19 protein-coding genes and 1 other RNA gene are annotated in these 22,591 nt (G+C 37.2%); 12 read left to right on the plus strand and 8 right to left on the minus strand.

The features are described 5' to 3' along the window. Positions 1–2: 2 nt before the first annotated feature. Together trpE and dnaE are read left to right on the plus strand one after the other, a co-directional pair. Complete coding sequence (trpE, locus tag W908_RS02270) at positions 3–1,457, plus strand: anthranilate synthase component I (RefSeq protein ID WP_053819745.1); 1,455 nt, start codon at positions 3–5, stop codon at positions 1,455–1,457. 114 nt (positions 1,458–1,571) lie between these two features. Further along, positions 1,572–4,982 (plus strand): DNA polymerase III subunit alpha, encoded by a 3,411-nt coding sequence (dnaE, locus tag W908_RS02275; protein WP_053819746.1) that lies wholly within the window; start codon positions 1,572–1,574, stop codon positions 4,980–4,982. 518 nt (positions 4,983–5,500) lie between these two features. On the opposite strand, the gene coaBC is transcribed toward dnaE, so the two are convergent. Next, positions 5,501–6,631, minus strand: coding sequence for a bifunctional phosphopantothenoylcysteine decarboxylase/phosphopantothenate--cysteine ligase CoaBC (gene coaBC / locus W908_RS02280; protein ID WP_144417900.1), 1,131 nt, complete (start codon positions 6,629–6,631; stop codon positions 5,501–5,503). Further along, complete coding sequence (gene ribD / locus W908_RS02285; RefSeq protein WP_053819747.1) at positions 6,628–7,671, minus strand: bifunctional diaminohydroxyphosphoribosylaminopyrimidine deaminase/5-amino-6-(5-phosphoribosylamino)uracil reductase RibD; 1,044 nt, start codon at positions 7,669–7,671, stop codon at positions 6,628–6,630. Before ribD ends, coaBC begins: the two co-directional genes overlap by 4 nt. 48 nt (positions 7,672–7,719) lie before the next feature. Here ribD and recA point away from each other — a divergent pair, with 48 nt between their 5' ends. The 3 genes from recA to tgt are packed head-to-tail and all read left to right on the plus strand — an operon-like array spanning position 7,720 to position 10,270. Continuing rightward, entirely contained in the window at positions 7,720–8,739 is a 1,020-nt protein-coding gene (gene recA, locus W908_RS02290; RefSeq protein WP_053819748.1) for a recombinase RecA, read from the plus strand. Next, positions 8,714–9,139: a regulatory protein RecX gene (locus tag W908_RS02295; RefSeq protein WP_053819749.1), complete on the plus strand. Its 426-nt coding sequence runs from the start codon at positions 8,714–8,716 to the stop codon at positions 9,137–9,139. Before recA ends, W908_RS02295 begins: the two co-directional genes overlap by 26 nt. Positions 9,140–9,157: 18 nt before the next feature. Continuing rightward, a complete protein-coding gene (gene tgt / locus W908_RS02300; RefSeq protein WP_200908881.1) occupies positions 9,158–10,270 on the plus strand; it encodes a tRNA guanosine(34) transglycosylase Tgt in 1,113 nt (370 codons plus the stop codon). Between the two features lie 8 nt (positions 10,271–10,278). On the opposite strand, the gene mrdA is transcribed toward tgt, so the two are convergent. From mrdA to W908_RS02320, 4 genes are read right to left on the minus strand one after another with little or no spacing between them, the layout of a single operon-like run. Continuing rightward, positions 10,279–12,129, minus strand: coding sequence for a penicillin-binding protein 2 (gene mrdA, locus W908_RS02305; protein ID WP_053819751.1), 1,851 nt, complete (start codon positions 12,127–12,129; stop codon positions 10,279–10,281). 13 nt (positions 12,130–12,142) lie between these two features. Beyond that, the gene (gene mreD / locus W908_RS02310; protein ID WP_053819752.1) at positions 12,143–12,610 is read right to left on the minus strand and encodes a rod shape-determining protein MreD; all 468 of its coding nucleotides are present in this window, start codon (positions 12,608–12,610) and stop codon (positions 12,143–12,145) included. Continuing rightward, the gene (mreC, locus tag W908_RS02315) at positions 12,603–13,406 is read right to left on the minus strand and encodes a rod shape-determining protein MreC (RefSeq protein WP_053819753.1); all 804 of its coding nucleotides are present in this window, start codon (positions 13,404–13,406) and stop codon (positions 12,603–12,605) included. The genes mreD and mreC overlap by 8 nt, the downstream gene beginning before the upstream one ends. A gap of 25 nt (positions 13,407–13,431) precedes the next feature. Continuing rightward, on the minus strand, positions 13,432–14,463 hold the full coding sequence (locus W908_RS02320) for a rod shape-determining protein (protein WP_020024554.1): 1,032 nt from the start codon (positions 14,461–14,463) through the stop codon (positions 13,432–13,434). A gap of 90 nt (positions 14,464–14,553) precedes the next feature. On the opposite strand from W908_RS02320, the gene W908_RS02325 reads away from it, so the two are divergent. The 7 genes from W908_RS02325 (at position 14,554) to W908_RS02350 (ending at position 20,115) form a co-directional block, all read left to right on the plus strand. Then, on the plus strand, positions 14,554–16,050 hold the full coding sequence (locus W908_RS02325; protein WP_053819754.1) for a fumarate hydratase: 1,497 nt from the start codon (positions 14,554–14,556) through the stop codon (positions 16,048–16,050). A gap of 67 nt (positions 16,051–16,117) precedes the next feature. Then, an RNA gene (gene rnpB, locus W908_RS08660) (RNase P RNA component class A) lies at positions 16,118–16,469 on the plus strand. 128 nt (positions 16,470–16,597) lie between these two features. After that, positions 16,598–17,488 (plus strand): inverse autotransporter beta domain-containing protein, encoded by an 891-nt coding sequence (locus W908_RS02330; protein ID WP_053819755.1) that lies wholly within the window; start codon positions 16,598–16,600, stop codon positions 17,486–17,488. Next, a complete protein-coding gene (locus tag W908_RS02335) occupies positions 17,488–18,333 on the plus strand; it encodes a hypothetical protein (protein ID WP_053819756.1) in 846 nt (281 codons plus the stop codon). Before W908_RS02330 ends, W908_RS02335 begins: the two co-directional genes overlap by 1 nt. Positions 18,334–18,448: 115 nt before the next feature. Continuing rightward, positions 18,449–18,778, plus strand: coding sequence for a DMT family transporter (locus tag W908_RS02340; protein ID WP_020026133.1), 330 nt, complete (start codon positions 18,449–18,451; stop codon positions 18,776–18,778). 6 nt (positions 18,779–18,784) lie between these two features. Next, positions 18,785–19,519 carry a maleate cis-trans isomerase family protein gene (locus W908_RS02345; RefSeq protein WP_053819757.1) on the plus strand — a complete coding sequence of 245 codons (735 nt, stop codon included), beginning with the start codon at positions 18,785–18,787 and terminating at the stop codon, positions 19,517–19,519. 104 nt (positions 19,520–19,623) lie between these two features. Continuing rightward, a complete protein-coding gene (locus W908_RS02350; protein WP_020026131.1) occupies positions 19,624–20,115 on the plus strand; it encodes an Lrp/AsnC family transcriptional regulator in 492 nt (163 codons plus the stop codon). Between the two features lie 10 nt (positions 20,116–20,125). Here the strand turns inward: W908_RS02350 and W908_RS02355 are convergent, their stop codons facing one another. Together W908_RS02355 and W908_RS02360 are read right to left on the minus strand one after the other, a co-directional pair. After that, entirely contained in the window at positions 20,126–21,304 is a 1,179-nt protein-coding gene (locus tag W908_RS02355) for a M24 family metallopeptidase (RefSeq protein ID WP_053819758.1), read from the minus strand. An 11-nt stretch (positions 21,305–21,315) separates the two neighbouring features. Continuing rightward, the gene (locus tag W908_RS02360; RefSeq protein ID WP_053820772.1) at positions 21,316–22,509 is read right to left on the minus strand and encodes a cystathionine gamma-synthase family protein; all 1,194 of its coding nucleotides are present in this window, start codon (positions 22,507–22,509) and stop codon (positions 21,316–21,318) included. Positions 22,510–22,591 lie beyond the last annotated feature (82 nt).

The following is a 22,591-nucleotide window of genomic DNA, read 5'->3' on the forward strand; positions in this document are numbered from 1 at the left end:
TTATGGAAAAATCTCAATTCAATAGTCTTATTGAAAAAGGCTTTAATCACATTCCTCTCTCAAGAGAGGTTTTAGTAGATACTGATACGCCTCTCGCTTTGTATCTTAAATTAGCAAATAATCCCTATAGCTATTTTTTAGAATCAGTACAGGGAGGTGAAAAATGGGGGCGTTACTCATTTGTTGGGCTAGCTGCAGAGACAGTTATTAAGGTGAATGATTACGATGTTTCAATCGAAAAAAAAGGGAAGCTGAATAAGCAATATAAAGTAGAAGACCCTCTTACATGGATTGAAGATTATCAAAGTAAATTTAAGGTTCCACAATTAGATGAACTGCCAGATTTCAATGGGGGATTTGTTGGATATTTTGGCTATGAAATTATTAAATATATTGAGCCAAAACTCAAAAACATAAAAAAGAAAGATGAGCTTAATGTTCCAGATATTCTATTGATGGTTTCAAACGATTTGTTGGTTGTCGATAATTTAACCAGTAAGGTTCATATCATTACTCACATTAATCCTGAGAAAGAGTCATTTGAGGATGGACTGTCAAAACTAAATATAATTGAAAAAAATATTAGAGAGCTATTTAATTTTGAATCAACATCCACTGAAAAGATTGAGTCTGAGGATTTTGTTTCCAGTTTTGGTAAAGAGGGCTTTATTAATGCAGTTGAAAAAGTTCAGAAATATATAACTGCAGGAGATGTTATGCAGGTTGTTCCATCTCAAAGATTAAGTTGTTCATTTAAGTCAGACCCTATAGAGCTATATCGTCAACTTAGAATACTAAATCCTTCTCCTTATATGTACTTTCTGAATCTAGATGGTTTTGCTATAGTTGGATCATCTCCTGAAATTCTAACACGAGTTGATAATAATAATGTTGCAACAATAAGACCAATAGCTGGAACTCGCTCAAGAGGTAAGAATATTAAAGAAGATCTTGAAAATGAAAAAGATCTCTTGTCGGATGATAAAGAAATTGCTGAGCACTTAATGCTGATTGATTTAGGCCGGAATGATTTAGGGCGAATTGCCAAAACTGGGAGTGTGAATTTGACGGATAAAATGTTCATTGAGCGCTATTCTCACGTCATGCATATAGTCTCAAATGTTGAGTGCGAGTTAAAAGAAGATATGAGTTCAATTGATGTCTTAAAGGCTACTTTTCCAGCAGGCACTCTAAGTGGTGCTCCAAAGGTTAGGGCGATGGAGATAATTGATGAAGTAGAGACCTTAAAAAGAAATATCTATTCTGGTGCCATAGGAAATCTTTCTTGGCATGGTGGTATGGATCTTGCCATTGCCATTAGAACAGCTGTAATTAAGGATGAGGTTCTTTATGTCCAAGCTGGCGCAGGAATTGTTTATGACTCAATACCTGAGATGGAATGGCAAGAAACAATGGATAAGGCTCAAGCCCTAATAAAGGCTGCACAAAATATATAGGTTTACTTAAGTATTTTCCTCTATATAGTCTAATTTAAATAATTTTATAAAAAGCCAAAGGCGAAATATAAAATTGTTTGTAAAATATGATTTTAATTACCATATTTTTTTTAAATGAATTCTGTGGATTTTGTTCATCTTCAATGCCAAAGCGAATATTCTGTAAAGAATAGTTTAGTTCGCATATCAAATCTGATTGATAGTGTGAAAGATTTAGGTATGAAAAGTGTCGCACTTACAGATGATATGAGTCTTTTTTCAGCAATTAAATTTTATCAAAAAGCTATTAATGCTGGAATAAAGCCAATCATTGGAGCAAAGATTTCATTGTCTTATGAAGAGGGTCATTATGATGTTCTTTTGCTTTGCCAGAATCATGAAGGATACTTGAACCTTTCTGAGCTTATTTCAAAAGCCTATTTGAATGAACAAGGCATTTCTATTGTAAGTGTTACAGAAGAGCAACTGATAACTCATCAGAAAGGCTTATTAATGATTGCATCTCCTGCCTCTTCAGACATTTCAAAATATCTGTTATCTAATAATTTTGAGATTGCAAAAAAAACAGCTTTGAAGTGGAAGTCTGTTTTTAAGGATCGCTACTACATGTCAGTTCAGAGAACTGAAAGGCCATTGGATGAAAGCTTACTTAACCTAATAATTGATTTAGGATTAGAAGTAGAGGTTCCAATTGTAGCGACTAATGATGTCCAGTTTATAGATCAAAATGACTTCGAAGCTCACGAAGCTAGAATTTGTATTGCGGAAGGTGGATTATTAGATGATGCAAGAAGATCTAAAAACTTTAGTAACCACCAATATTTGAAAACTTCTGAAGAAATGTTGTTGTTGTTTGAGGATTACCCTCAAGTTATTAAAAATAGCTCTGAAATTGCAAAGCGTTGTAATCTTCATTTTGAACTTTTTGAGAAGAACTATCTTCCACTTTTTCCAACACCAGAGGGTATGTCAATTGCTGATTTTTTTAGTCAAGAGTCAAAAAAAGGTCTTGAAGTTAGACTTAAAGACCTTGAAGTGAATAAAAAATTTTATATTGAAAGATTAAATTTTGAACTTTCAGTAATATTAGAAATGGACTTTCCAGGTTATTTTTTAATTGTTTCTGATTTCATCAGATGGGCAAAAGAAAATGGCATTCCTGTGGGTCCGGGGCGAGGCTCTGGAGCTGGATCTCTTGTTGCATGGGCCCTTTCAATTACAAATGTTGATCCAATTGAGCATGATCTTTTATTCGAACGTTTTTTAAATCCTGAGCGTATTTCTATGCCAGATTTTGATATAGATTTTTGTACAGATAGGCGTGATGAAGTTATTGCGTACGTTGCTGAAAAATATGGATCTGAAAAAGTTTCTCAAATAATTACTTATGGAACTATGGCTGCAAAAGGAGTTGTTAGGGATGTTGGAAGAGTGCTTGGCCATCCTTATGGATTTAGCGATCAAATATCAAAAATGATTCCAAATGAGTTAAAAATGACCTTGGATAAAGCCCTCGTGGATTCCGTAGAACTAAAATCTAGATATGATTCAGAAGAAAGTGTATCAACCTTGATAGACTTGTCACAAGACCTTGAAGGAATTATTAGAAATGTTGGGACTCATGCTGGAGGCGTGGTTATTGCGCCAAGTAAGATTAGTGACTTCTGTCCAATCTATAAAGGTTCTGATGAATCAGATGTAGTGGTCTCACAATTTGATAAAGATGATGTTGAGGCTGTAGGATTAGTCAAGTTTGACTTTCTAGGTCTATCAAATTTAACTGTCATGGATAAGGCAGTAAAGATCATAGCCAAAAAAGGCCTTAGTAAGGAATTAATTGATATTGATAAACTGAAACTGGATGATCCTAAAGTATTTAAGCTTCTTCAAGATTGTGATACAACAGGTGTTTTTCAGCTAGAGTCTGAAGGAATGCGTGGTTATTTAAAAAAACTTAAGGCGGACTGTTTTGAAGATATTGTAGCCATGTTAGCGTTATATAGGCCTGGGCCTCTTGATGCGGGTATGGTTGATGATTATATTCAAGTAAAGCATGGTGCAAAGGTGAGGTACCCACACCAAATGCTTGAAGAAATTCTAAAGCCAACTAATGGTGTATTTTTATATCAAGAGCAGGTTATGAAATCTGCTCAAATTATGGCTGGATACTCTTTAGGTGGTGCAGATATCTTAAGACGTGCAATGGGTAAAAAGAAGGTTGAGGAGATGGCTCAGCAGCGTGAAGTATTTGTAAACGGCGCCTCTAAGAAAAATATTGATGAGAAAAAAGCAAATGAAATATTTGATCTTATTGATAAGTTCTCTGGTTATGGGTTCAATAAATCCCATTCGGTAGCCTACGCCTATATTTCATATCAGACGGCATGGCTTAAGGCTCACTTTCCAGCGCCATTTATGGCCGCTGTTTTGTCCGGCGTTATGGATGATACTGATCGAGTTGCTTTTACAGTTGGAGAGTCAAAGAAAAAAGGAGTTAAAGTTATTTCTCCAGATATCAATCAATCAGAGTATGAATTTAGTATAAATGATAATAAAACAATTGTTTATGGTCTTGGAGCAATCAAAGGGGTTGGTGAGGCGCTGGTAAATGAAATTGTCCTTGAAAGAGAACAAAATGGTGACTATTTAGATATTTTTGATTTTTGCTTTCGAATACAGAAAAAATATTTAAACCGCAGGGCTATTGAAGCGCTTATTTATGCTGGTGCATTTGATATCTTTGATATTAAAAGAGCTACTTTAATATCAACTTATCCAAGTGCGGTCAGACAAGCAGAGCAAAGACAAAGTGATCTATCAAAAGGCCAAAGTAGTCTTTTTTCTGATGTTGATAGTCATATTGAGTATGAAAAGAAATACATAAAAGGTGATTTTTTATCTTTTAAAAATATTATGATGTATGAAAAAAAGGTCATGGGTTACTATTTAGATCGACATCCTACTGACTGGTATAAAGCAGACTTAAAGTCAATTGTTTGCACGTTACCAAAAGACATTGTGTTTAGAAATAATCGAGATGTAAGAATACTATCTCTTATATCTGACATTGTTTACAGAAATACAAGAAAAGGACAGATGGCTAGCATAACTATTGAAGATTCAGAAAGAAAGATAAATGCAGCAATTTTTTCTCAAAAGTTAGCGCAAACTAGTGAAAAATTAGTTTTAGACGAGGTGGTGGTCATTTCTGGAAAAGTCAATAAAGATTTTAGAGAACAGTGGCAAGTTGTTGTAGACAGAGTAGATTCAGTAGATAAAGTTCAATTAAAATTTGCAAAATATTTAAAAATTCATCTGAGTCAAAAAAATAAAAATGACTATATAGAGTTATGTAGTTTGCTAAAAGAATATCATGGATCTTGCCCAGTGATTATAGAGTACGAATCAGAACAATCTTCAGGAAGAATACCATTATCAGAGGAGTTTGATGTATCACTGGATCGAGAATTGCTAGATTCAATTGAAAAAAAATTAGGGCACGGGAAATACAAGATTAACTATTAAAAGTAACTATCAGACATAATAGTTTTTTAACCCTTGAGATGACCCTTAAAGTCTTAATATTAATCGAATTATTACACTATTTAATACCAATTCAATACTATTATATTGAGGGCAAAATTCAGTCAAAAAATAAAATATTGGTTACTTATAATTTTTAATAAGAGTGGATTGAAATATCCTCTAAGCCCCTATATTAAAGGGCTAAACTTCAAAAGTTATCCGCGATTCGTTAATTTACAGACTTTCTAAATAAAGTTGAATTAGATTGATATTTAAAAAAAATATAACTTGTTGATTTATATATAAAAATTAGATATGATTATTTATTAACCAAAACCGTAGAAATTACCAGTGTAGGGCTTTATTTACCTCTAAATATGAAGATATCACCAGAGTTATCCACAGTTTTGTGGGTAAGTCTATTAAGCCTTGATTTATAAGCATTTGTGAAGATTAGAAATAATAATGTATGATTTTTTGAATTACTTTCTCTGCAATAATGTGCTTGCTATTTTTTTCTATTTTTTCACAATCTCTTCTTTAGTAATGAAGTGAACTTCATTTTCATCTGAATTAAGACCAATTTCACTCTGAGACACATCATTGAGTATGATAGCTTCACACTGCTTGCTTGCAAGTTTCGCTCTTGCATTATCTATTAAATTTTCAGTTTCAGCCGCAAAACCAATACAAATTGGTTTTTTGTTGAGCTGGCATACACTGGCTAGAATATCTTTATTTTTGATAAGTTCGATAGTCACCGAATTATTATTTTTTTTAATCTTGTTATTGCTAATATTTTTTGGCCTAAAATCTGCAACTGCAGCACAGCTTATAAATAAATCTTGAGACTCAATTCTTTGCATTACAGCTTTGTACATATCCTCCGCACTGACAATACGAATGACCTCAGCCCTTGTTTCAATATCTATAGATATCGAGCCAATAATTAATGTTGTCTTTGCACCTGCTTGAATGCATTCATGGGCAAGTGCCATTCCCATTTTTCCGCTACTATGATTTGAGATGTATCTCACAGGATCAATTGCCTCAATTGTGCCACCTAAGGTGATTAAAACTTTTTTTCCACTGAGTGAGCTTGAGGTAAAAAGATCTGCTGCTTGTTTTGCAATCTCTAATGGTTCAGCTAGTCTTCCCTCACCGATATCTCCGCAAGCCTGCTCTCCAAAGCCTGGTTCAATCAAAACAATGCCTCGTTTTAGTAGAATTTTTAAATTATCTTTGATGGCTTTTGATGCAAACATTTGCTGATTCATGGATGGCGCTAACATGACTTTGGCGTCAGTCGCCAAGATAACTGTTGACAATAAATCATCTGCCCTACCATGACAGAGTTTTGCTATTGTATTGGCTGAGGCTGGAGCTATAATAACAATATCTGACCACTTTGCTAGCTCGATATGGCTCATAGCAAGCTCAGCTTCTTTATCCCATAGGTTGCTATAAACTTTATTCTTTGATATTGTTTGAAGGGATCTCTCACTTACAAATTTTTTGCCACCATCAGTTACAATGACTCTCACTTCAGCACCTAAATCTTGAAGTCTACGAACAATATCAGGCGATTTGTATGCAGCAATTGAGCCACTTACACCTAACAGAACGCGTTTGTTGGTTAAGGTATTCATAGAGGCACTGCTCTTATTTTGATGTCATCTGCAACTTGAGTAAGTTCAATGATCTTAAGAGAAATTTTCTCTGACATTTCCTTTAATGGAATTTGCATCATGGGCTTGGCATCACTTCCAAGAATTATAGGCGCCGTGTAAATAACAAATTCATCTATGAGGCCTGCGTCCATCATTGCGCCATTTAAGCCGCTTCCAGCTTCTAGCAGAATATTATTAATGCCAAGTGATCCAATTGTCTCTAGTGCAGATTCGAGATTAAGTTTACCATTTTCTAATATTTTTGTATTACTTTCATTGAGTATGAGAGTCTCTGAATCATTCGAAAATATGTTGAGAGACTTATCTGTAATTTGATTATTGCTGTCTATTACAACTCGAAGCGGATTTGAATTTAATTCCTGGATTCTGACTGTCAGCATAGGGTTGTCATTTAAGACTGTTCCTGAACCAGTCAGTATAGCTTGATTTTGGCTTCTCAGTTTTTGCACATCATTCCTGGAAGCGTCAGAGGTGATCCATTTACTTTGACCATTTTTCATAGCTATCCTCCCATCCAGACTCATAGCAATTTTTGAAGTTACAAAGGGGAGTCCAGTCTTCATTCTTTTGAAAAAACCTCGATTTACCTCTAGAGCCGCATTCTCAAGTAAGCCAACTTCTACTTCAATGCCATTTTCTCTCAGAAGTCTTACTCCACTTCCAGAGACTTTTGGGTTAGAATCAAGCGTTGCAACAAATACTTTAGATACATTGGCATTTATGAGCGCCTTAACGCAAGGCGGCGTTTTACCTTGGTGGGAGCATGGCTCAAGAGTGACATAAACGTTGCAATTATGAGCTTTATGATTGATTTGATCTAGTGCATTGACTTCCGCATGACTCTCACCATAGTGCCGATGATAGTCTTGAGCAATGATATTATCATCTCGAGTAATGACACAACCAACCATAGGGTTCGCTCCCACACTTCCTCGACCAAGCTTGGAAAGTTTGAGTGCAAGAGCCATACATTCTGTATCTTGTTGATTGAAAGCCATTATAATAATTACATATAAATTTATTAACATTTTACGCGGGAGAGCGGAGTGGATGAACAGAAAAAACAAGCACTAAAAGTTGCCCTTGGTCAAATTGAAAAACAGTTTGGTAAGGGCTCAGTTATGTTTCTTGGCGATGAGGAAGCTAGAACTGATATTGAGGCTGTATCAACTGGAAGTTTAAGTCTTGATATAGCGCTTGGAATCGGTGGCCTCCCTAGAGGTCGGGTTGTAGAGATTTATGGTCCAGAGTCGTCCGGAAAAACAACAATGACATTACATGTTATTGCAGAAATGCAAAAACTGGGGGGAACAGCAGCATTTATTGATGCAGAACATGCTTTAGATCCTTCATATGCGAGGAAACTGGGTGTTAACACTGATGATCTTCTCATTTCTCAGCCTGATACTGGGGAGCAGGCTCTAGAAATTACGGATATGCTTGTCAGGTCAGGTAGTGTAGACATTGTAGTTGTTGATTCAGTTGCTGCATTGACACCTAAGGCTGAAATTGAGGGTGAAATGGGAGCCTCTCATATGGGTTTGCAAGCAAGGCTGATGTCACAGGCATTAAGAAAACTGACATCAAACATTAAAAGAACTAACACGATGGTGATCTTTATTAATCAGCTTCGCATGAAAATTGGAGTCATGTTTGGCAATCCTGAGACCACTACTGGTGGAAACGCGCTCAAGTTTTACGCTTCAGTGAGGTTGGATATTCGAAGAATTGGAGCCATAAAGAAAGGTGATGAAATCCTTGGTAATGAAACCCGAGTCAAGGTTCTCAAAAATAAAGTTGCCCCTCCTTTTAAGAAGGCAGAATTTCAAATTTTATATAATCAAGGAATATCTCGAGAAAGTGAGATTATTGATTTAGGAGTAGAACTTGGATTTGTTGAGAAAGCAGGTGCGTGGTATAGCGTCGATGGTGAGAGAATTGGCCAGGGTAAAGACAATGCTCGTGAGTACCTCAAAGAACATACAGATATGAGTCAAGGGCTTGAAATAAAAATTCGTGAAAAATTGATGAGTAGCGATCATGACGACTCCGAATCATCAGATTAGATGCTACTCTGCTGCATTAAAAATGTTGATGAGGCGTGAGCACTCTAAATTAGAATTATTTAATAAACTTCAACTTAAGGGCTATGATGATGAAATCATTGATAGTGCTATTACTCAATTAGTTGAACAAAATTACCAGAGTGATGAACGTTTTGCTGAAGCCTTTATTCTGATGCGCTTTAACCAGGGCAAGGGGCCAGTCAGAATTGCCTCAGAGCTAAAATTAAGGGGCATCAGTAGTTTTAATCTTTCTGATTTTGATTGGTTTAAATCTGCTAAAGAGATAAGGAAAAAAAAATTTGGAGATATCGTCTCCTTAGACTTTAAAGAGCAGGCAAAACAAAAGCGATTTCTGCAATCAAGAGGTTTTAACCTCGACCAAATAAATCAATCATTTTAAAAATCTAATAATAGACTAATTCCATCAATGAAATTTGAACTCATAAATACAAATGACAAGGCGCGCCTTGGAAGGCTTACTTTTGATCGAGGTGAAGTCAATACCCCTACTTTCATGCCCGTAGGTACTTATGGAGCAGTTAAGGCGATGACAGTTGAGGAAGTGAGGGGACTAGGCGCTGAAATTATACTAGGTAATACTTTTCATTTGTCTATTACCCCTTCAACAGAGGTCATCGAGGCTCACGGGGATCTTCATAATTTTATGAATTGGCAAGGTCCAATATTAACTGATTCAGGCGGTTTTCAGGTTTTTAGTTTAGGGAAAATGCGAAAAATAACTGAAGAGGGTGTTGCATTTCGCTCACCTAAGGATGGGTCATCAATTTTTATGGGGCCAGAAGAGTCAATGCAAATACAGCATAAGCTTGGCTCAGATATTGTCATGATATTTGATGACTGTACTGCTTACCCGGCAGAGAAAAAAGTTGTTGATCAGTCTATGCAGCTCTCTTTAAGATGGGCAAAGCGCTCATTGAACGAACACAAAAGATTAGATAATAAAAATGCTCTTTTTGGGATTGTCCAAGGTGGAATGCATAGAGAGCTTCGAATTCATTCTGCAGAGTCTTTAATTGAAATGGACTTTAATGGTTACGCCATAGGTGGTCTTTCAGTTGGAGAGCCCAAAGAAGAAATGATGGAGGTCCTGAGTTATCTTCCAGATCATATGCCTAAAGATAAACCTAGATATCTAATGGGGGTTGGCACCCCACTAGACTTAGTAGAAGGAGTAGCGTCAGGTGTGGATATGTTTGACTGCGTCATGCCATCTCGCAATGCTAGAAACGGATACCTATTTACCTCTGAGGGCGTCGTAAAAATTCGTAATGCAAAATACAAAAAAGATACTGGCCCACTAGATCCAAATTGCACTTGTTCGACTTGTAGCAATTACTCTAGGTCATATCTTCATCACCTCCAAAAAACTAATGAAATTTTAGGTTCCCGCTTAAATACACTTCACAACCTTTTTTATTATCAAGAATTAATGCAATCCATAAGGAGTGCAATTCAAGCAAATACATTCTCTACCTTTAGGAAAAGTTTCTTAGCCTCTCAAGAAACTTAACTAGCTTGCTAAAGCTTTTCAGAGTCAACAGGATTCCTTATAAAATATTCATCTAGAAGCGCCCTGGCTAATGGTGCAGCTTTTGAGCTACCACTGCCAGCATTTTCAACAATAATTGCTATCGCCACTTTTGGGTTTTCTATTGGCGCGTAGCCAGTAAATAGAGCATGATCTCTTAATTTTTCATCAATATTATCGGCAATATATTTTTCCTCAGGGTCTAGGCCAAAGACTTGTGCTGTTCCTGTTTTTCCAGCCAGGGTGTAGCTTAGTTTATTGTTTAATCTCTTTGCTGTTCCTAGTTTGCCATAAACGGTCTGTCTCATCGCCTTTTCAATTAAATCCCAGTTGCTTATATCTTTGATAGGTATCTGCTTTGATTGGACCTGTGATTCAAGGTAAGACTCTCCATTTTTAGATTGAGTATGCATGAGAACTCTTGGCGTATAAAGCTGCCCCTTGTTTGCTATTGCCCCTGTTGCCAATGCTAACTGCATTGGACTTGCAGTCATAAATCCTTGACCTATTCCGGTGATGAGGGTCTCACCCCTATACCATGGCTCATCTTTGTTGATTTTTTTCCATTCTCTTGATGGTAGAATACCACCTAACTCACCTGGAATATCAATACCTGTTTTCTTGCCGAATTGAAAGAGAGAAAGGCTCTCATGAATTTGGTCAATTCCCATTTTATAAGCCAAGTCATAAAAAAAGACATCACAAGATTGAGCAATTGCCTCAATAGTGTCAACACTGCCATGACCAGTTCGCTTCCAATCATTAAATTTTCTAGAATAATTAGAGAGCTTATAAAAACCTGGGCAAAAAGTTGTATGCTTTATGGTTATATTTTTTTGTTCAAGTCCTGCAAGCGCTACCATTGGTTTAATGGTTGACCCAGGAGGATATAGCCCCTTAGTACTCCTATCAAAAAGAGGCAGATCTTCATTATTTTTAAGCTCATCATACTGCTTAACTGATATTCCATCGACAAACCAATTAGGATCAAAAGAGGGGGTGCTAACTAAGCTAATCACTGAGCCATCTGTAACATCAATAAGCGCAATAACACCTCTAGTGTCGCCTAAAAGGGATTCTGCTTTTATTTGTAAATCGATATCAATATTCAGATAGATGTCTTGACCAGGGATAGAAGGATCAATGACTTTTGAGTCTACAACTCTTCCTGCAACATTTCTTTCAATCTGTTTAATACCTGATCTTCCATGAAGTAAGTTTTCATATTGCCTTTCAATACCAATCTTCCCTACAAAACTTGTACCAGCATAATTTTTCTTGTCATATTTACTTTTATCTTCCTTACTCATAGCAGCAACATAACCAATAAGGTGTGAGCTAGAGGCGCCATAGGGATAAACGCGATGAAAGTAGGGCTCAATTTCAACACCTGGCATTTGGTTATTAACCAGAAATGATGAGGCTTCAGATTCAGGAAGATTAAACTTGATTGGAATGTTATGAAATTTTTTAAAGCGATTTAAATTTTTATTAAACTTTTCAATATCAATTGCATCAATGTAATCATTGATTTCTAGTTCAACAAGAGTGTCATTTAAATTAGTGACTTTCTCAGGAGTTATGGTCAATCTATAACCAAATTCATTCGTCGCTAAAACCTTTCCATTACGATCTAAGATATCACCCCTTATAGGCGTAATAGGAAGATTTTGCATTTGGTTTCCGAGTGCTTCTTCAACATAAAAATCATGCTTTGTTATTTGAAGATTAAAGAGCCTCAGTGTCAAAATTAAAGTCATTGAAAGCATAATGACTACAGAGAAAATAACTCTAGATCTGAATACTTTTTTTTCGCGCTTTAAATTCCCAATTTTATCCATAGCAAAAACTCAATTATTGCTTTAGTTTTGCCAACAAAAAGCGAACAACTGGCCACATCAAGGCGCCTGTAAATGGTACAAATAAGATGAGCCATTGGATTTGAAGACCTTGAACGACTAGATGCGTCATTAAAAATAATACGAGATAAATGAGTGAAGCAATAAACACATAGACCTGCTGGGTTGTCAAATTGGATACAAAAAAAGACTTCTTTACACTTAATATGAATGCAGAACTAACGATAAGCGCAAGTGCATTCTGTCCCAAGATAGCTCCTTGAAGAACATCTAAGAGTAAACCAAGTATCAACGCCGCACTGAAGATTCCATTACTATCAGAGTAAATCAGCCAGTAAATAAAAAACATTAATAACCAAAATGGTGAAATCAACTCAAGAATAATAGGCAGAGATATAGATCCTAAAATAAAAGCCAGAATCGTTACTTTTAGTAAGAGAAGGAGCTGTGTTTGATTAATCATTTTTATCCTTAACGATAAGAACTAATTCTAATTGATTCATATTTTGAGTGGGGTCAATAGAAACCCTCATAAACGATGAGTTAGGAGATTCATCAACTGATTTCACTCTTCCAACGGAATAGCCAGACGGATAAGAATTTCCAATACCACTGGTTACAAATATATCTCCAATCTTAATATCAGACTCTAGAGGAATAAATTCAACGACCATACCCTTTTCATTTGAGGCCAAGCCTTTCGTGATACCCCGCGCACCTGTTCTTGAGTTTTTTACAGGTATATGAAGGGTTGGGTCAGATAAGAGTTTTACGGTCGCAAATAAAGCCGTAACTTCTGTAACCTGACCGACAACTCCATCAGAGCCGATAACCAGGTCTGAGAGAGTAACAGCATCATTGAGACCTTTATTAATGATGATTTGCTTTGAGAGTCTTGACTGAGTGACTGATTTAATTCTTGCTAGCATGACGTTATGATCAGGAATCAAGTAGCTTGATTCAAGAAGTTTAGATATTTTTTGATTTTCTAAAGCTAAATTATTGTAGGTCTGAAGCTTAGCTTTAAGTTCAATCAGTTGCCCTTCAAGATAGTCATTTTGGGAGACAAGCAATTCATTTTCTGTGCCTTTGTCATTGACCCAATCAATAACATGGCCGGGTAAGTCAACAATGACATAAATTGGACTGAGAAGTGTAAGTGTAAAACGCTTAAAGTTATCTAGATATGAGAATCTAGCATCCAGAAAGATAAGAATTATAGAGAGCAATACAGGAACAAAAAGTTTTAAAAGTCGCATTATTAAGATCTCGACTTATGTTGAATCACTCTGCTGCCAAGAACCCCATATCATGTTGATTAATCATTTCTAGGGCTATTCCACCACCTCTAGCAACACAAGTGAGAGGATCATCTGCAATAGTGACCGGTAAATTTGTTTGACTGTGAATGAGTTTATCAAGTCCCTCAAGAAGGGCACCTCCACCCGTAATAACTAATCCATTTTGAGCAATATCAGATGATAATTCAGGCGGCGTTTGTTCTAACGCTGTCCTTAAAGCTGCAATAATCATTCCCAAAGGTTCGCTAAGAGCCTCTAGGATTTCAGAGTTTGTGACTTCAAAACTAACTGGGAGTCCAGTTGAAACAGCGCGTCCTCTAAATTCGTTTTTTCTAATAATTTTTGATTCAAAAGCGCTACCTACTTCTTCTTTAATCTGCTCAGCTGTAGCCTCACCAATAATAATTCCATGAACCCTTCTGACAAACTTTACAATGGTATCGTCAAAAACGTCCCCACCCACCCTGAGTGAGTCAGAATATACAATTCCATTAAGTGAAAGGATAGCAATTTCTGATGTTCCGCCTCCAATATCTAAAACCATTGCGCCAGATGCCTCTTCAATGGCCATGCCAGCACCCAATGCTGCAGCCATAGGCTCTTCAATTAGATAGACATCTCTTGCACCTGCGCCCACAGCACTTTCTTTAATGGCTCGTCTTTCAACTTGCGTAGCACCGCAAGGAACACAAATTAATACTTTAGGGCTAGGAGAAAAAAAACCTGACTTTAGTACCTTTTTCATGAAGAATTGAAGCATTTTTTCAGTTACCTTAAAGTCCGCAATTACGCCATCCTTCATGGGCCTGATTGCTTCAATAGCGCCAGGCGTCCTTCCAAGCATATTTTTTGCTTCCTGTCCTACAGCTATTACAGACGACTCTGAGGCACCTTTTTCATGCCTTAACGCTACAACAGAAGGCTCATTCAGGACGACTTTTCCATCCATATAAATAAGAGTGTTAGCTGTACCAAGGTCAACAGAAAGATTTTGGCCTGTGAATAAATTGAACATAAGGGGTCCCTAGCAAAAAAAATAAAAATGATTAGAGGTTATAATATAACCTGATTGCCCTCTTTAGACAATACCAAAGCCTAAATAAATATGATTATAAAACAAGAGCATTTAATAGAAAGTATCCATTCAGCACTGCAGTATATCTCTTATTATCACTCACCTGATTTTATCAATGCAATGGTTTCAGCTTATGAAAGAGAAACGAATCAGAGTGCTAAAAATGCAATAGAACAAATTTTGATTAATTCTAAAATGTGTGCGCTTGGGAAAAGACCCATTTGTCAAGATACTGGAATTGTTAATATATTTCTAGAGGTTGGGATGAGCGTTCAGTGGGAGTCAGAATTGTCTTTAGAAGATATGATTAATGAGGGCGTAAGACGAGCATATAACGAACCGGATAATCGTTTGAGAGCTTCGATAGTAGATGATCCATTATTCAGTAGAAAGAATACCCAAGATAACTCACCAGCAGTTATTCATACCAAAATAGTTAAGGGCGATATATTAGATATTACAGTTGCTGCAAAGGGAGGAGGATCTGAAAATAAGTCAAAGTTTACGGTGCTTAATCCTGATGATAGTCTGACTGACTGGGTCCTTAAAACGATCCCAACAATGGGCGCCGGCTGGTGTCCACCAGGTATGATTGGGATTGGTGCTGGAGGTACAGCTGAAAAAGCGATGCTGATGGCTAAAGCATCCCTAATGGAGCCCATCGATATCAATAGCATTAAAACGAAAGCTAACCCAAGTGATATTGAAAAGTTAAGAATTGATTTATTTGATAAGATCAATGGACTCGGTATTGGTGCTCAAGGTTTGGGAGGTCTTACAACCGTTCTTGATGTCAAAATAAATGACTACCCAACGCATGCTGCTTCGCTGCCAGTGGCTATGATTCCAAACTGCGCTTCGACGAGGCATGTCCACTTCTCACTCGATGGAACGGGTGTTGCAGAGTTGCCAGAAGTTGATTTAAGTCTTTATCCTGACCTAGAGATGGATGTTTCAAAATATACAAAGGTTGACCTAAATAGCCTGACTCAATCTCAGATGAATGAATGGAATATAGGTGACACTTTGCTTCTCACTGGAACCATTATTACTGGAAGAGATGCAGCGCACAAAAGACTGAAGACAATGATTGAGAATGGAGAGGGTTTACCAAAGGGTGTAAATTTTGATAACAAGTTTATTTATTATGTTGGCCCTGTGGATGCTGTTGGTGATGAAGTGATTGGTCCTGCAGGCCCAACAACCGCAACTCGAATGGATAAATTTACTGATTTAATGCTTGAAAATACAAAAATTCTTGGGATGATTGGTAAGGCTGAGCGAGGTGATGAAACAGTTGCAAGTATAAAAAAACACAAAGCGAGTTATTTAATTGCTGTAGGAGGCGCTGCTTATTTAATTTCTAAATCAATTAAAAAGGCTAAGGTTGTGGCATTTGAAGAAATGGGTATGGAGGCGATCTATGAAATGGAAGTTAAAGATATGCCTGTCACCGTTGCAGTTGATACTGATGGTGAAAATATTCATAAAGCCCAATATAGTATTCCTGTGTCATTCAAGAGCTAGAATAGCTTTTGATTCTGCATCATCGGGCAGTATTTAAATACTCTATTCATAGCGTATAATTTTCCCTGAAGTTGGCCGGATAGTCGCTGGATGCTATTGCATTGAGAGGAAAGTCCGGGCTCCATAGAGCAAAGTGCTAGTTAACGGCTAGGCGCAGTGATGCGACGGAAAGTGCAGCAGAAAATAAACCGCCTACTTAGGTAGGTAAGGGTGAAATGGTGTGGTAAGAGCACACCGCAAACTTAGTGATAAGTTTGGCATGGTAAACCCCACTTGGAGCAAGCTCAAATAGGGAGGCATTGGCGCTGCTCGCGTTGTCTTCGGGTAGAGTGCTCAAGATTCTTGGTAACAGGTTTCGTAGATGAATGACTATCATGGCTTCGGTCATACAGAACCCGGCTTATAGGCCAACTTCAACTTATAGACTTATTCTGTAAATCAATATACAAAGTTCCAATTACAGCTCATTTATTCTATAAATTGATCCAAAAATACCTCTTAGTTTGATATAATTTTTTGTATATATAAAAATTCAAAAATCCCAATTATGAAAAATAAATTAGCAAAAGTTTTTGTACTTTTTTTATTTGCTTGTAGTGTTCATGCAGATGATTCAGAAGCTATTAAGCAAGGTTTACTTTCAAGCATGACCTCTGGAATCGCATCTAGTATTGAGAGTGTGATTGGTGGTAAAGGTGATACTGAAGTTCAATTTAGTATGAAAGAAAGCAACAAGCCTGAATTTTCAATTATGACTGTTCGTCCAATATCTATCCATCCAGGAAAGGATGCCTGGTTTGTGCAGCTTCAACTGAGTAATACTCAAATTAGAAGTAAAAGTAGGCTGACAACCAATATTGGTCTTGGTTACAGGACATTATCTGATAATAAAAAATCTATGATTGGCGGAAACGTTTTTGTTGATTATGATGAAGAAGGCAACTCAAGATACAGCTTAGGTTTTGAATTTAGAACGACAGTCTTTGATGTCTTAATTAACCACTATGAAGCAATCTCGGGTCAAAAGACGGTGGGTGACTTTAAAGAAAGAGCGCTTAATGGAAATGACATGAGCATTAATGGTCAGATCCCCTATCTGCCCTGGGCAAAAATTAATCTCATGCACTATGAATGGAAGAAGGTCAATAATTCAAAAAACTCAAAGGGTGACAAGCTAAGCTTTGACTTACTTTTGACTCCTAATGTCATTATGGAGTTTGGTGTTAATGACAACAACATTCAAAAGAAGGACAACTTTGCTAAAATAACAATTGTCTTTCCTCCAAGAAAAGGACCATCTGCATCAACAGACTTTATTTCAGATGAAGCATTCCCAGATGGTGATATGAGCTCACAGCTTTTATCTAAAGTTAAACGATCAAATAAAATTACGCTCGAGTCTGAGGGTGTTGGTGTAACTATTTCGAGGCTTGACTAATGAATAAAATATATAAACTTCTACCATTATTTTTAGGATTAATTTCATTGCAAGTATATTCAGCTGGCTGTGCAGGTAGTAATGGTAATTGTGCTGAACCTTCTAAGTATATATTAACTATGACTAAACTGGAGCTTTGCACTAGTGTTCCAAATACTGGTCCTTACGATGTGACTTGTAATGGAGCAACGACGGTTGGAACAGGCTCCTTAGAGTTTGATGTTACTTCAGTATCCGCTGGACAGGCTATTGCGACATTTGCTTCAACGAAAGGCCTTCCAATTGGAACGACCTTTACCCATATTAAGCCAACAATGTTAAGAAAAATTCAGTTGCAAGGATCAGTTTCAGTTTCAGGAAGTGGCTTTACAACATTCACTTGTCATACAGACTCTTCTGCAACTCTTAATGGCGCTAATAAATATAATAGACTTCTTGCTGGAAAAACTAGTGGTTCCCCAACTTTGATGACTTATTATTTGAATACTGATAGTGGTGAACAAACTCAAAATGGGGTTACTTACACTAGTCAAAATGCAGCAAATTTAATGAAACAGTGTCTTAATCAAGATTGTAGTAGTACTTATAGTTGGACAAACTATAATAAAGATCTGCCTACTTCTACTGATTCTCGTTTTGGTTTAAGCATTGAAGATATTACCAACTCTGATGATGACTTTTCGATGATATTTGCATTAAAGGAGCCTTATACGGTATCTGAAGTTGCACCCAAAATAGACATTGCATTTGGTACAAAAATGTCTCTGAGTGCAGATACATCAAATGGAACTTCTTGCTCTATTTCACCATATTATGTCAAAAGTGAAATAACTATTACTGATTAGATTAATTATGAAATATAAAATTTCGAATATTATTTGTTAGTTGGCTAAGTTAAATCCTTTGTAAAGATTATTTCTTAAGGTTATACTGTGATTTTTTACAGAAACTTTAATCATAATGACCTATGTATATTTAGCTCTTGCAATCGCAGCAGAGGTTGCTGGAACAACACTTCTAAAGGCTACTGAAGAGTTTACGAAACTCATACCAACTACGTTCTTGGTTATTTTTTACCTAATCTCTTTTTGGTTGATGACTCTTGCACTTAGGGAGTTACCATTGGGCGTTGTTTATGCTGTTTGGTCTGGACTTGGAATTGTTTTAGTAGCTTGTTCTGGGGCAATTATTTATAAAGAGATGCCAGATTTGGCTTCAATAATTGGTATGTTGTTAATTATTTCAGGTGTAGTAGTGATGCACCTATTCTCAACATCAATCAAACATTAATTTATTATGACAATAGAATCAAAAAAATATCAGATATCCGATGCTTTGAGTGAGAGGAGGGATAGGCCATCAGTAGGTCTGATAGTCTTGAATACTGATTTCACCTTTGAACGTGATTTTGTAAGAATGTACACCGAGCAAAAGCCAGACTATGACTTCTATTTTAATAGGATTTATTTCGCAAACCCAATGACCCCAGAGTCCTTAGCTGCAATTGGCGATGATTTGACTGAAGCAGCTGCCCTTATACTTCCCAATTATGACCTTGATTTAGTTGTATTTAATTGTACTTCATCTTCATCCATTGTCGGTGATGAAGCAATAGAGCTTGCAATTCAAGAGAGCAAGCCAACTGCAAAAGTTTTATCTACCTCTCAAGCAGTTGTTGCCAATTTTAAGGCGCGAGGTTTTAAAAAAATCAGTGTATTAACGCCTTATAGCGAAGAGGTCTCCTCTCTTTTAAGAGGTTATCTAGAGCGTAATGGAGTTGAAATGGTATCCTCAATGCATATGGATATGGATGATGATAGGGATGTCGCTATGCTTCCGGCTGATGAAATTATTAAAGCAGCTAAAGCTGCAATACATAATGATGCTGACGCCATTTTTATATCGTGCACAGCAATGAGATCGGCAGAAATCATCCCAGAGATTGAGGCTGCAATTGGTAAGCCTGTATTCACATCTAACCAAGCTACTTTTGATCAAATTTCTAATATGATTGAGAATCTTCATACCTAAAAATAGTTCCATATAATTTTGTAAATCACTGATTAATATCAAAAATTCATACTTGATTGAATTTTTTTGATAATTTAAGTTTCATTTAGAGCGATAATGTACTTATGCATAAGCTCGATGAAAGAGATATCCAAATTTTATCTATTCTTCAAGTAGAGGGAAGGATTACCAAGACTGCACTCGCTGACAAACTGAATTTATCACTTACCCCATCTTGGGATAGGCTTCAAAGACTTGAAGAGGCTGGAATCATTGAAAGTTACGGTGCTAAGCTATCTTCATCCTTTTTAAGTAACTTTCATCTTGTCATTACAGAGGTTGAGTTAGAGAGCCACAAGCAGGGCGAGTTCGCTAGATTTGAAGAGGCCATTATGGAGTTTGATGAGGTCCTCTCCTGTTGGTCAGTGGGCGGGAGCCTGGATTATATTCTGAGAGTATTTGTAAAGGATGTGAGTGATTATCAAGACTTCCTTAAGAGAGTTCTAAAGGCAGACATAGGCATGAGGCGTTATTTCAGTTATGCGGTATTAGATACAATCAAGCATACTGATATGATCTCTGAGACCTTAATCAAAAGATCTGATCTAGCAAAATAAGCTGAAAAAGCTATTTAACTAATAGCTTTCTTGGGACAGCTGATAAACATTCTCCGCCATTACTTCCAACACGAATACTTTCAGTCATCTCAAAACCCCAGTCATCGAACCAGATCGCTGGCATAAAATGAAAAGTCATATTTTCTTCAAGTACAGTTTGATCATTTCCACGAAGACTCATCGTGCGCTCACCCCAGTCTGGTGGGTAACTACAGCCGATGGGATATCCACATCGATTATTCTTTTCATAGCCATATTTTTTTAGCGTTGCAGTAAAGTTATCTGATATTTGTGCACAAGTATTACCTGGCTTAAACATTCCAATCGCATTCTCAATGCACTCATTAATAACTTTTTCAATATCAAGGTATTGTTGCGGAGGTGTTCCTAGAAATAAGGTTCTTGAGCAGGGACAGTGATACCTCGCATAGGCAGCTCCAAGCTCTAAGAACATGCCTTCGTTATTTTTTAGTGGCTCATCATTCCAAGTCATATGACACGCAGCAGCTTCTTCACCTGCACCAATCAATGGCACAAAAGAGGCGTAGTCACCATAGTGACCCTGATGACCCTTGACTCCAGCATGATAGATTTCAGCTACCAAATCATTTTTTCTCATCCCTGGCTCTGCGACCTGCATAACTCTCTCGTAAACCCCTTCAATTACCTTACCAGCCCTTTTCATGTAGGTAATTTCAGTTTCAGATTTAACGGCTCTTTGCCAGTTAATAAGACCCGTATGATCGCTAAATGTCGCATCCGGAAGTGAGCTATATAAAGATTCAGCAGCTCTGGCTGAGAAATAATAATTATCTTTCTCTAAGCCAATTCTTTTATTGGAGAATCCCTTTTCTTTGAGAATTCCAGCAAGATGCTCCATAGGATGTTTCTCAGGGGTCATCACGTAGTCGTCAGGATAAGAGAGAATATTTTTTAATTTTAGATCTGTAGTGAGTTCAGCACCCTTTGCATCAATCCCTCTGCCATACCAAAAAAGATCACCATTTGTTGAAATAACAACACACTGATGAACATAGAATGACCATCCATCATAGCCTGTCAGCCAGAACATGTTGGCAGGATCATAAATTATGAGAGCATCAACATTTGAGGCATTCATAGATTGCCGAACTTTTAATTGTCTTGCTAGATACTCCTCCTTGCTAAATCTTCTTCTCTCTTTCTTCATGACCCCTCCCTTTAAGATATATGTGTAAATGCTTGCTTCAAATCATCTATTAGATCCTCAACATCCTCAATTCCTGTGGAATACCTTACTAGACCTTCAGGAATGCCTGCAGCCTTTCTCTCTTCAGCACTGCACTCCACATGACTTGTCGTCAAAGGAGGGCCGACTACCGTCTCAACACAACCTAAGTTCGCTGCCATATGGGCATATTTGAGTTTGGGTAGAAATTTTTTGATTGACTCCAGACCCCCTTTGACAGAAAAACTAAGCATCCCACCATAGCCACCATTCATTTGAACTTTCGCAATCTGATGGCCAGGATGAGATTCTAATCCTGGGTAGTTTACCTGCTCAACTAGTGGATGGTTTTCAAGGAAATTTGCAATTTTGAGAGCGCTCTCATTCTGCCTCTCAACGCGAAGCTTTAAAGTTTTCATACCCCTTAGGAGGCTATAGGCATCCATCGGTGCAAGCGTTGCACCATTGATTTCACGGTAGTGATAAACCTTCTTTACTAAATCTTTGTTGCCACATATGACACCTCCAAGGGCGTCAGCATGACCGCCAAGATACTTAGATGCAGAGTGAAGCGTGATGTCGGCCCCAAGCAGTAAAGGGTTTTGATTAATAGGGGTAGCAAATGTATTGTCAACAACGACAAGTGCCCCCACTTTTTTGGCCGCAGCGCTCAGTCTTTTAATGTCCGTTATTTTTATGGTGGGGTTTGTTGGTGTTTCCAGATATAGCAAGGTACAACCTTTAGCTATTTCTGCTTCTATTTGCTCATAGTCGCCTGTTTCGCATAGGCTTACAATAATATTTAGTGGGGGTAAAAACTCATTAAAGATAACATTAGTGCCTCCATAGCTGTCCTTGATAGAAACAACTCGGTCTCCTGGCTTTAAAAAGGTGGCCAGCGTATTACTAATGGCGGCCATGCCAGAGGCAAAGCTGGTAGCAGCCTGGGCGCTCTCTAACTCCTTTACCTTGTCCTCAAAAGCACGAACAGTTGGATTCGTATTTCTAGAGTAAATATGTCCTTCAGCCTCCTCTAGGGCGACTTTGTGCCATGTATCAATATCTTTATAAGCAAATGAAACACTGTGAACAACGGGCACCTGAGTAGAGCGCTCATAAAGCTCATGTTCCTGTTCACCGCTCCAGATACTTTGAGTAGACTTTCCGATTTGTTTTTTATCAAGCATAGCCATTCCTTTAAATTGCATTGAGTTTAAATAAAAATATCTTTTTATTCTATTTTCAAGGCAGCGCTTTAAAAGCCTTTAT

The sequence above is a fragment of the Candidatus Pseudothioglobus singularis PS1 genome (assembly GCF_001281385.1).
Lineage (GTDB): Bacteria > Pseudomonadota > Gammaproteobacteria > PS1 > Pseudothioglobaceae > Pseudothioglobus > Pseudothioglobus singularis.

Bases quoted from the DNA above. Each gene is read 5' to 3' on its own strand.
- mreC (WP_053819753.1), bottom strand. From the start codon at position 13,406: ATGCGACTTTTAAAACTTTTTGTTCCTGTATTGCTCTCTATAATTCTT.
- W908_RS02350 (WP_020026131.1), top strand. From the start codon at position 19,624: ATGCATAAGCTCGATGAAAGAGATATCCAAATTTTATCTATTCTTCAA.
- W908_RS02325 (WP_053819754.1), top strand. From the start codon at position 14,554: ATGATTATAAAACAAGAGCATTTAATAGAAAGTATCCATTCAGCACTG.
- W908_RS02320 (WP_020024554.1), bottom strand. From the start codon at position 14,463: ATGTTCAATTTATTCACAGGCCAAAATCTTTCTGTTGACCTTGGTACA.
- mrdA (WP_053819751.1), bottom strand. From the start codon at position 12,129: ATGGATAAAATTGGGAATTTAAAGCGCGAAAAAAAAGTATTCAGATCT.
- W908_RS02345 (WP_053819757.1), top strand. From the start codon at position 18,785: ATGACAATAGAATCAAAAAAATATCAGATATCCGATGCTTTGAGTGAG.
- W908_RS02340 (WP_020026133.1), top strand. From the start codon at position 18,449: ATGACCTATGTATATTTAGCTCTTGCAATCGCAGCAGAGGTTGCTGGA.
- W908_RS02355 (WP_053819758.1), bottom strand. From the start codon at position 21,304: ATGAAGAAAGAGAGAAGAAGATTTAGCAAGGAGGAGTATCTAGCAAGA.
- mreD (WP_053819752.1), bottom strand. From the start codon at position 12,610: ATGATTAATCAAACACAGCTCCTTCTCTTACTAAAAGTAACGATTCTG.
- W908_RS02360 (WP_053820772.1), bottom strand. From the start codon at position 22,509: ATGCTTGATAAAAAACAAATCGGAAAGTCTACTCAAAGTATCTGGAGC.
- ribD (WP_053819747.1), bottom strand. From the start codon at position 7,671: ATGGCTTTCAATCAACAAGATACAGAATGTATGGCTCTTGCACTCAAA.
- W908_RS02335 (WP_053819756.1), top strand. From the start codon at position 17,488: ATGAATAAAATATATAAACTTCTACCATTATTTTTAGGATTAATTTCA.
- W908_RS02330 (WP_053819755.1), top strand. From the start codon at position 16,598: ATGAAAAATAAATTAGCAAAAGTTTTTGTACTTTTTTTATTTGCTTGT.
- dnaE (WP_053819746.1), top strand. From the start codon at position 1,572: ATGAATTCTGTGGATTTTGTTCATCTTCAATGCCAAAGCGAATATTCT.
- coaBC (WP_144417900.1), bottom strand. From the start codon at position 6,631: ATGAATACCTTAACCAACAAACGCGTTCTGTTAGGTGTAAGTGGCTCA.
- W908_RS02295 (WP_053819749.1), top strand. From the start codon at position 8,714: ATGACGACTCCGAATCATCAGATTAGATGCTACTCTGCTGCATTAAAA.
- trpE (WP_053819745.1), top strand. From the start codon at position 3: ATGGAAAAATCTCAATTCAATAGTCTTATTGAAAAAGGCTTTAATCAC.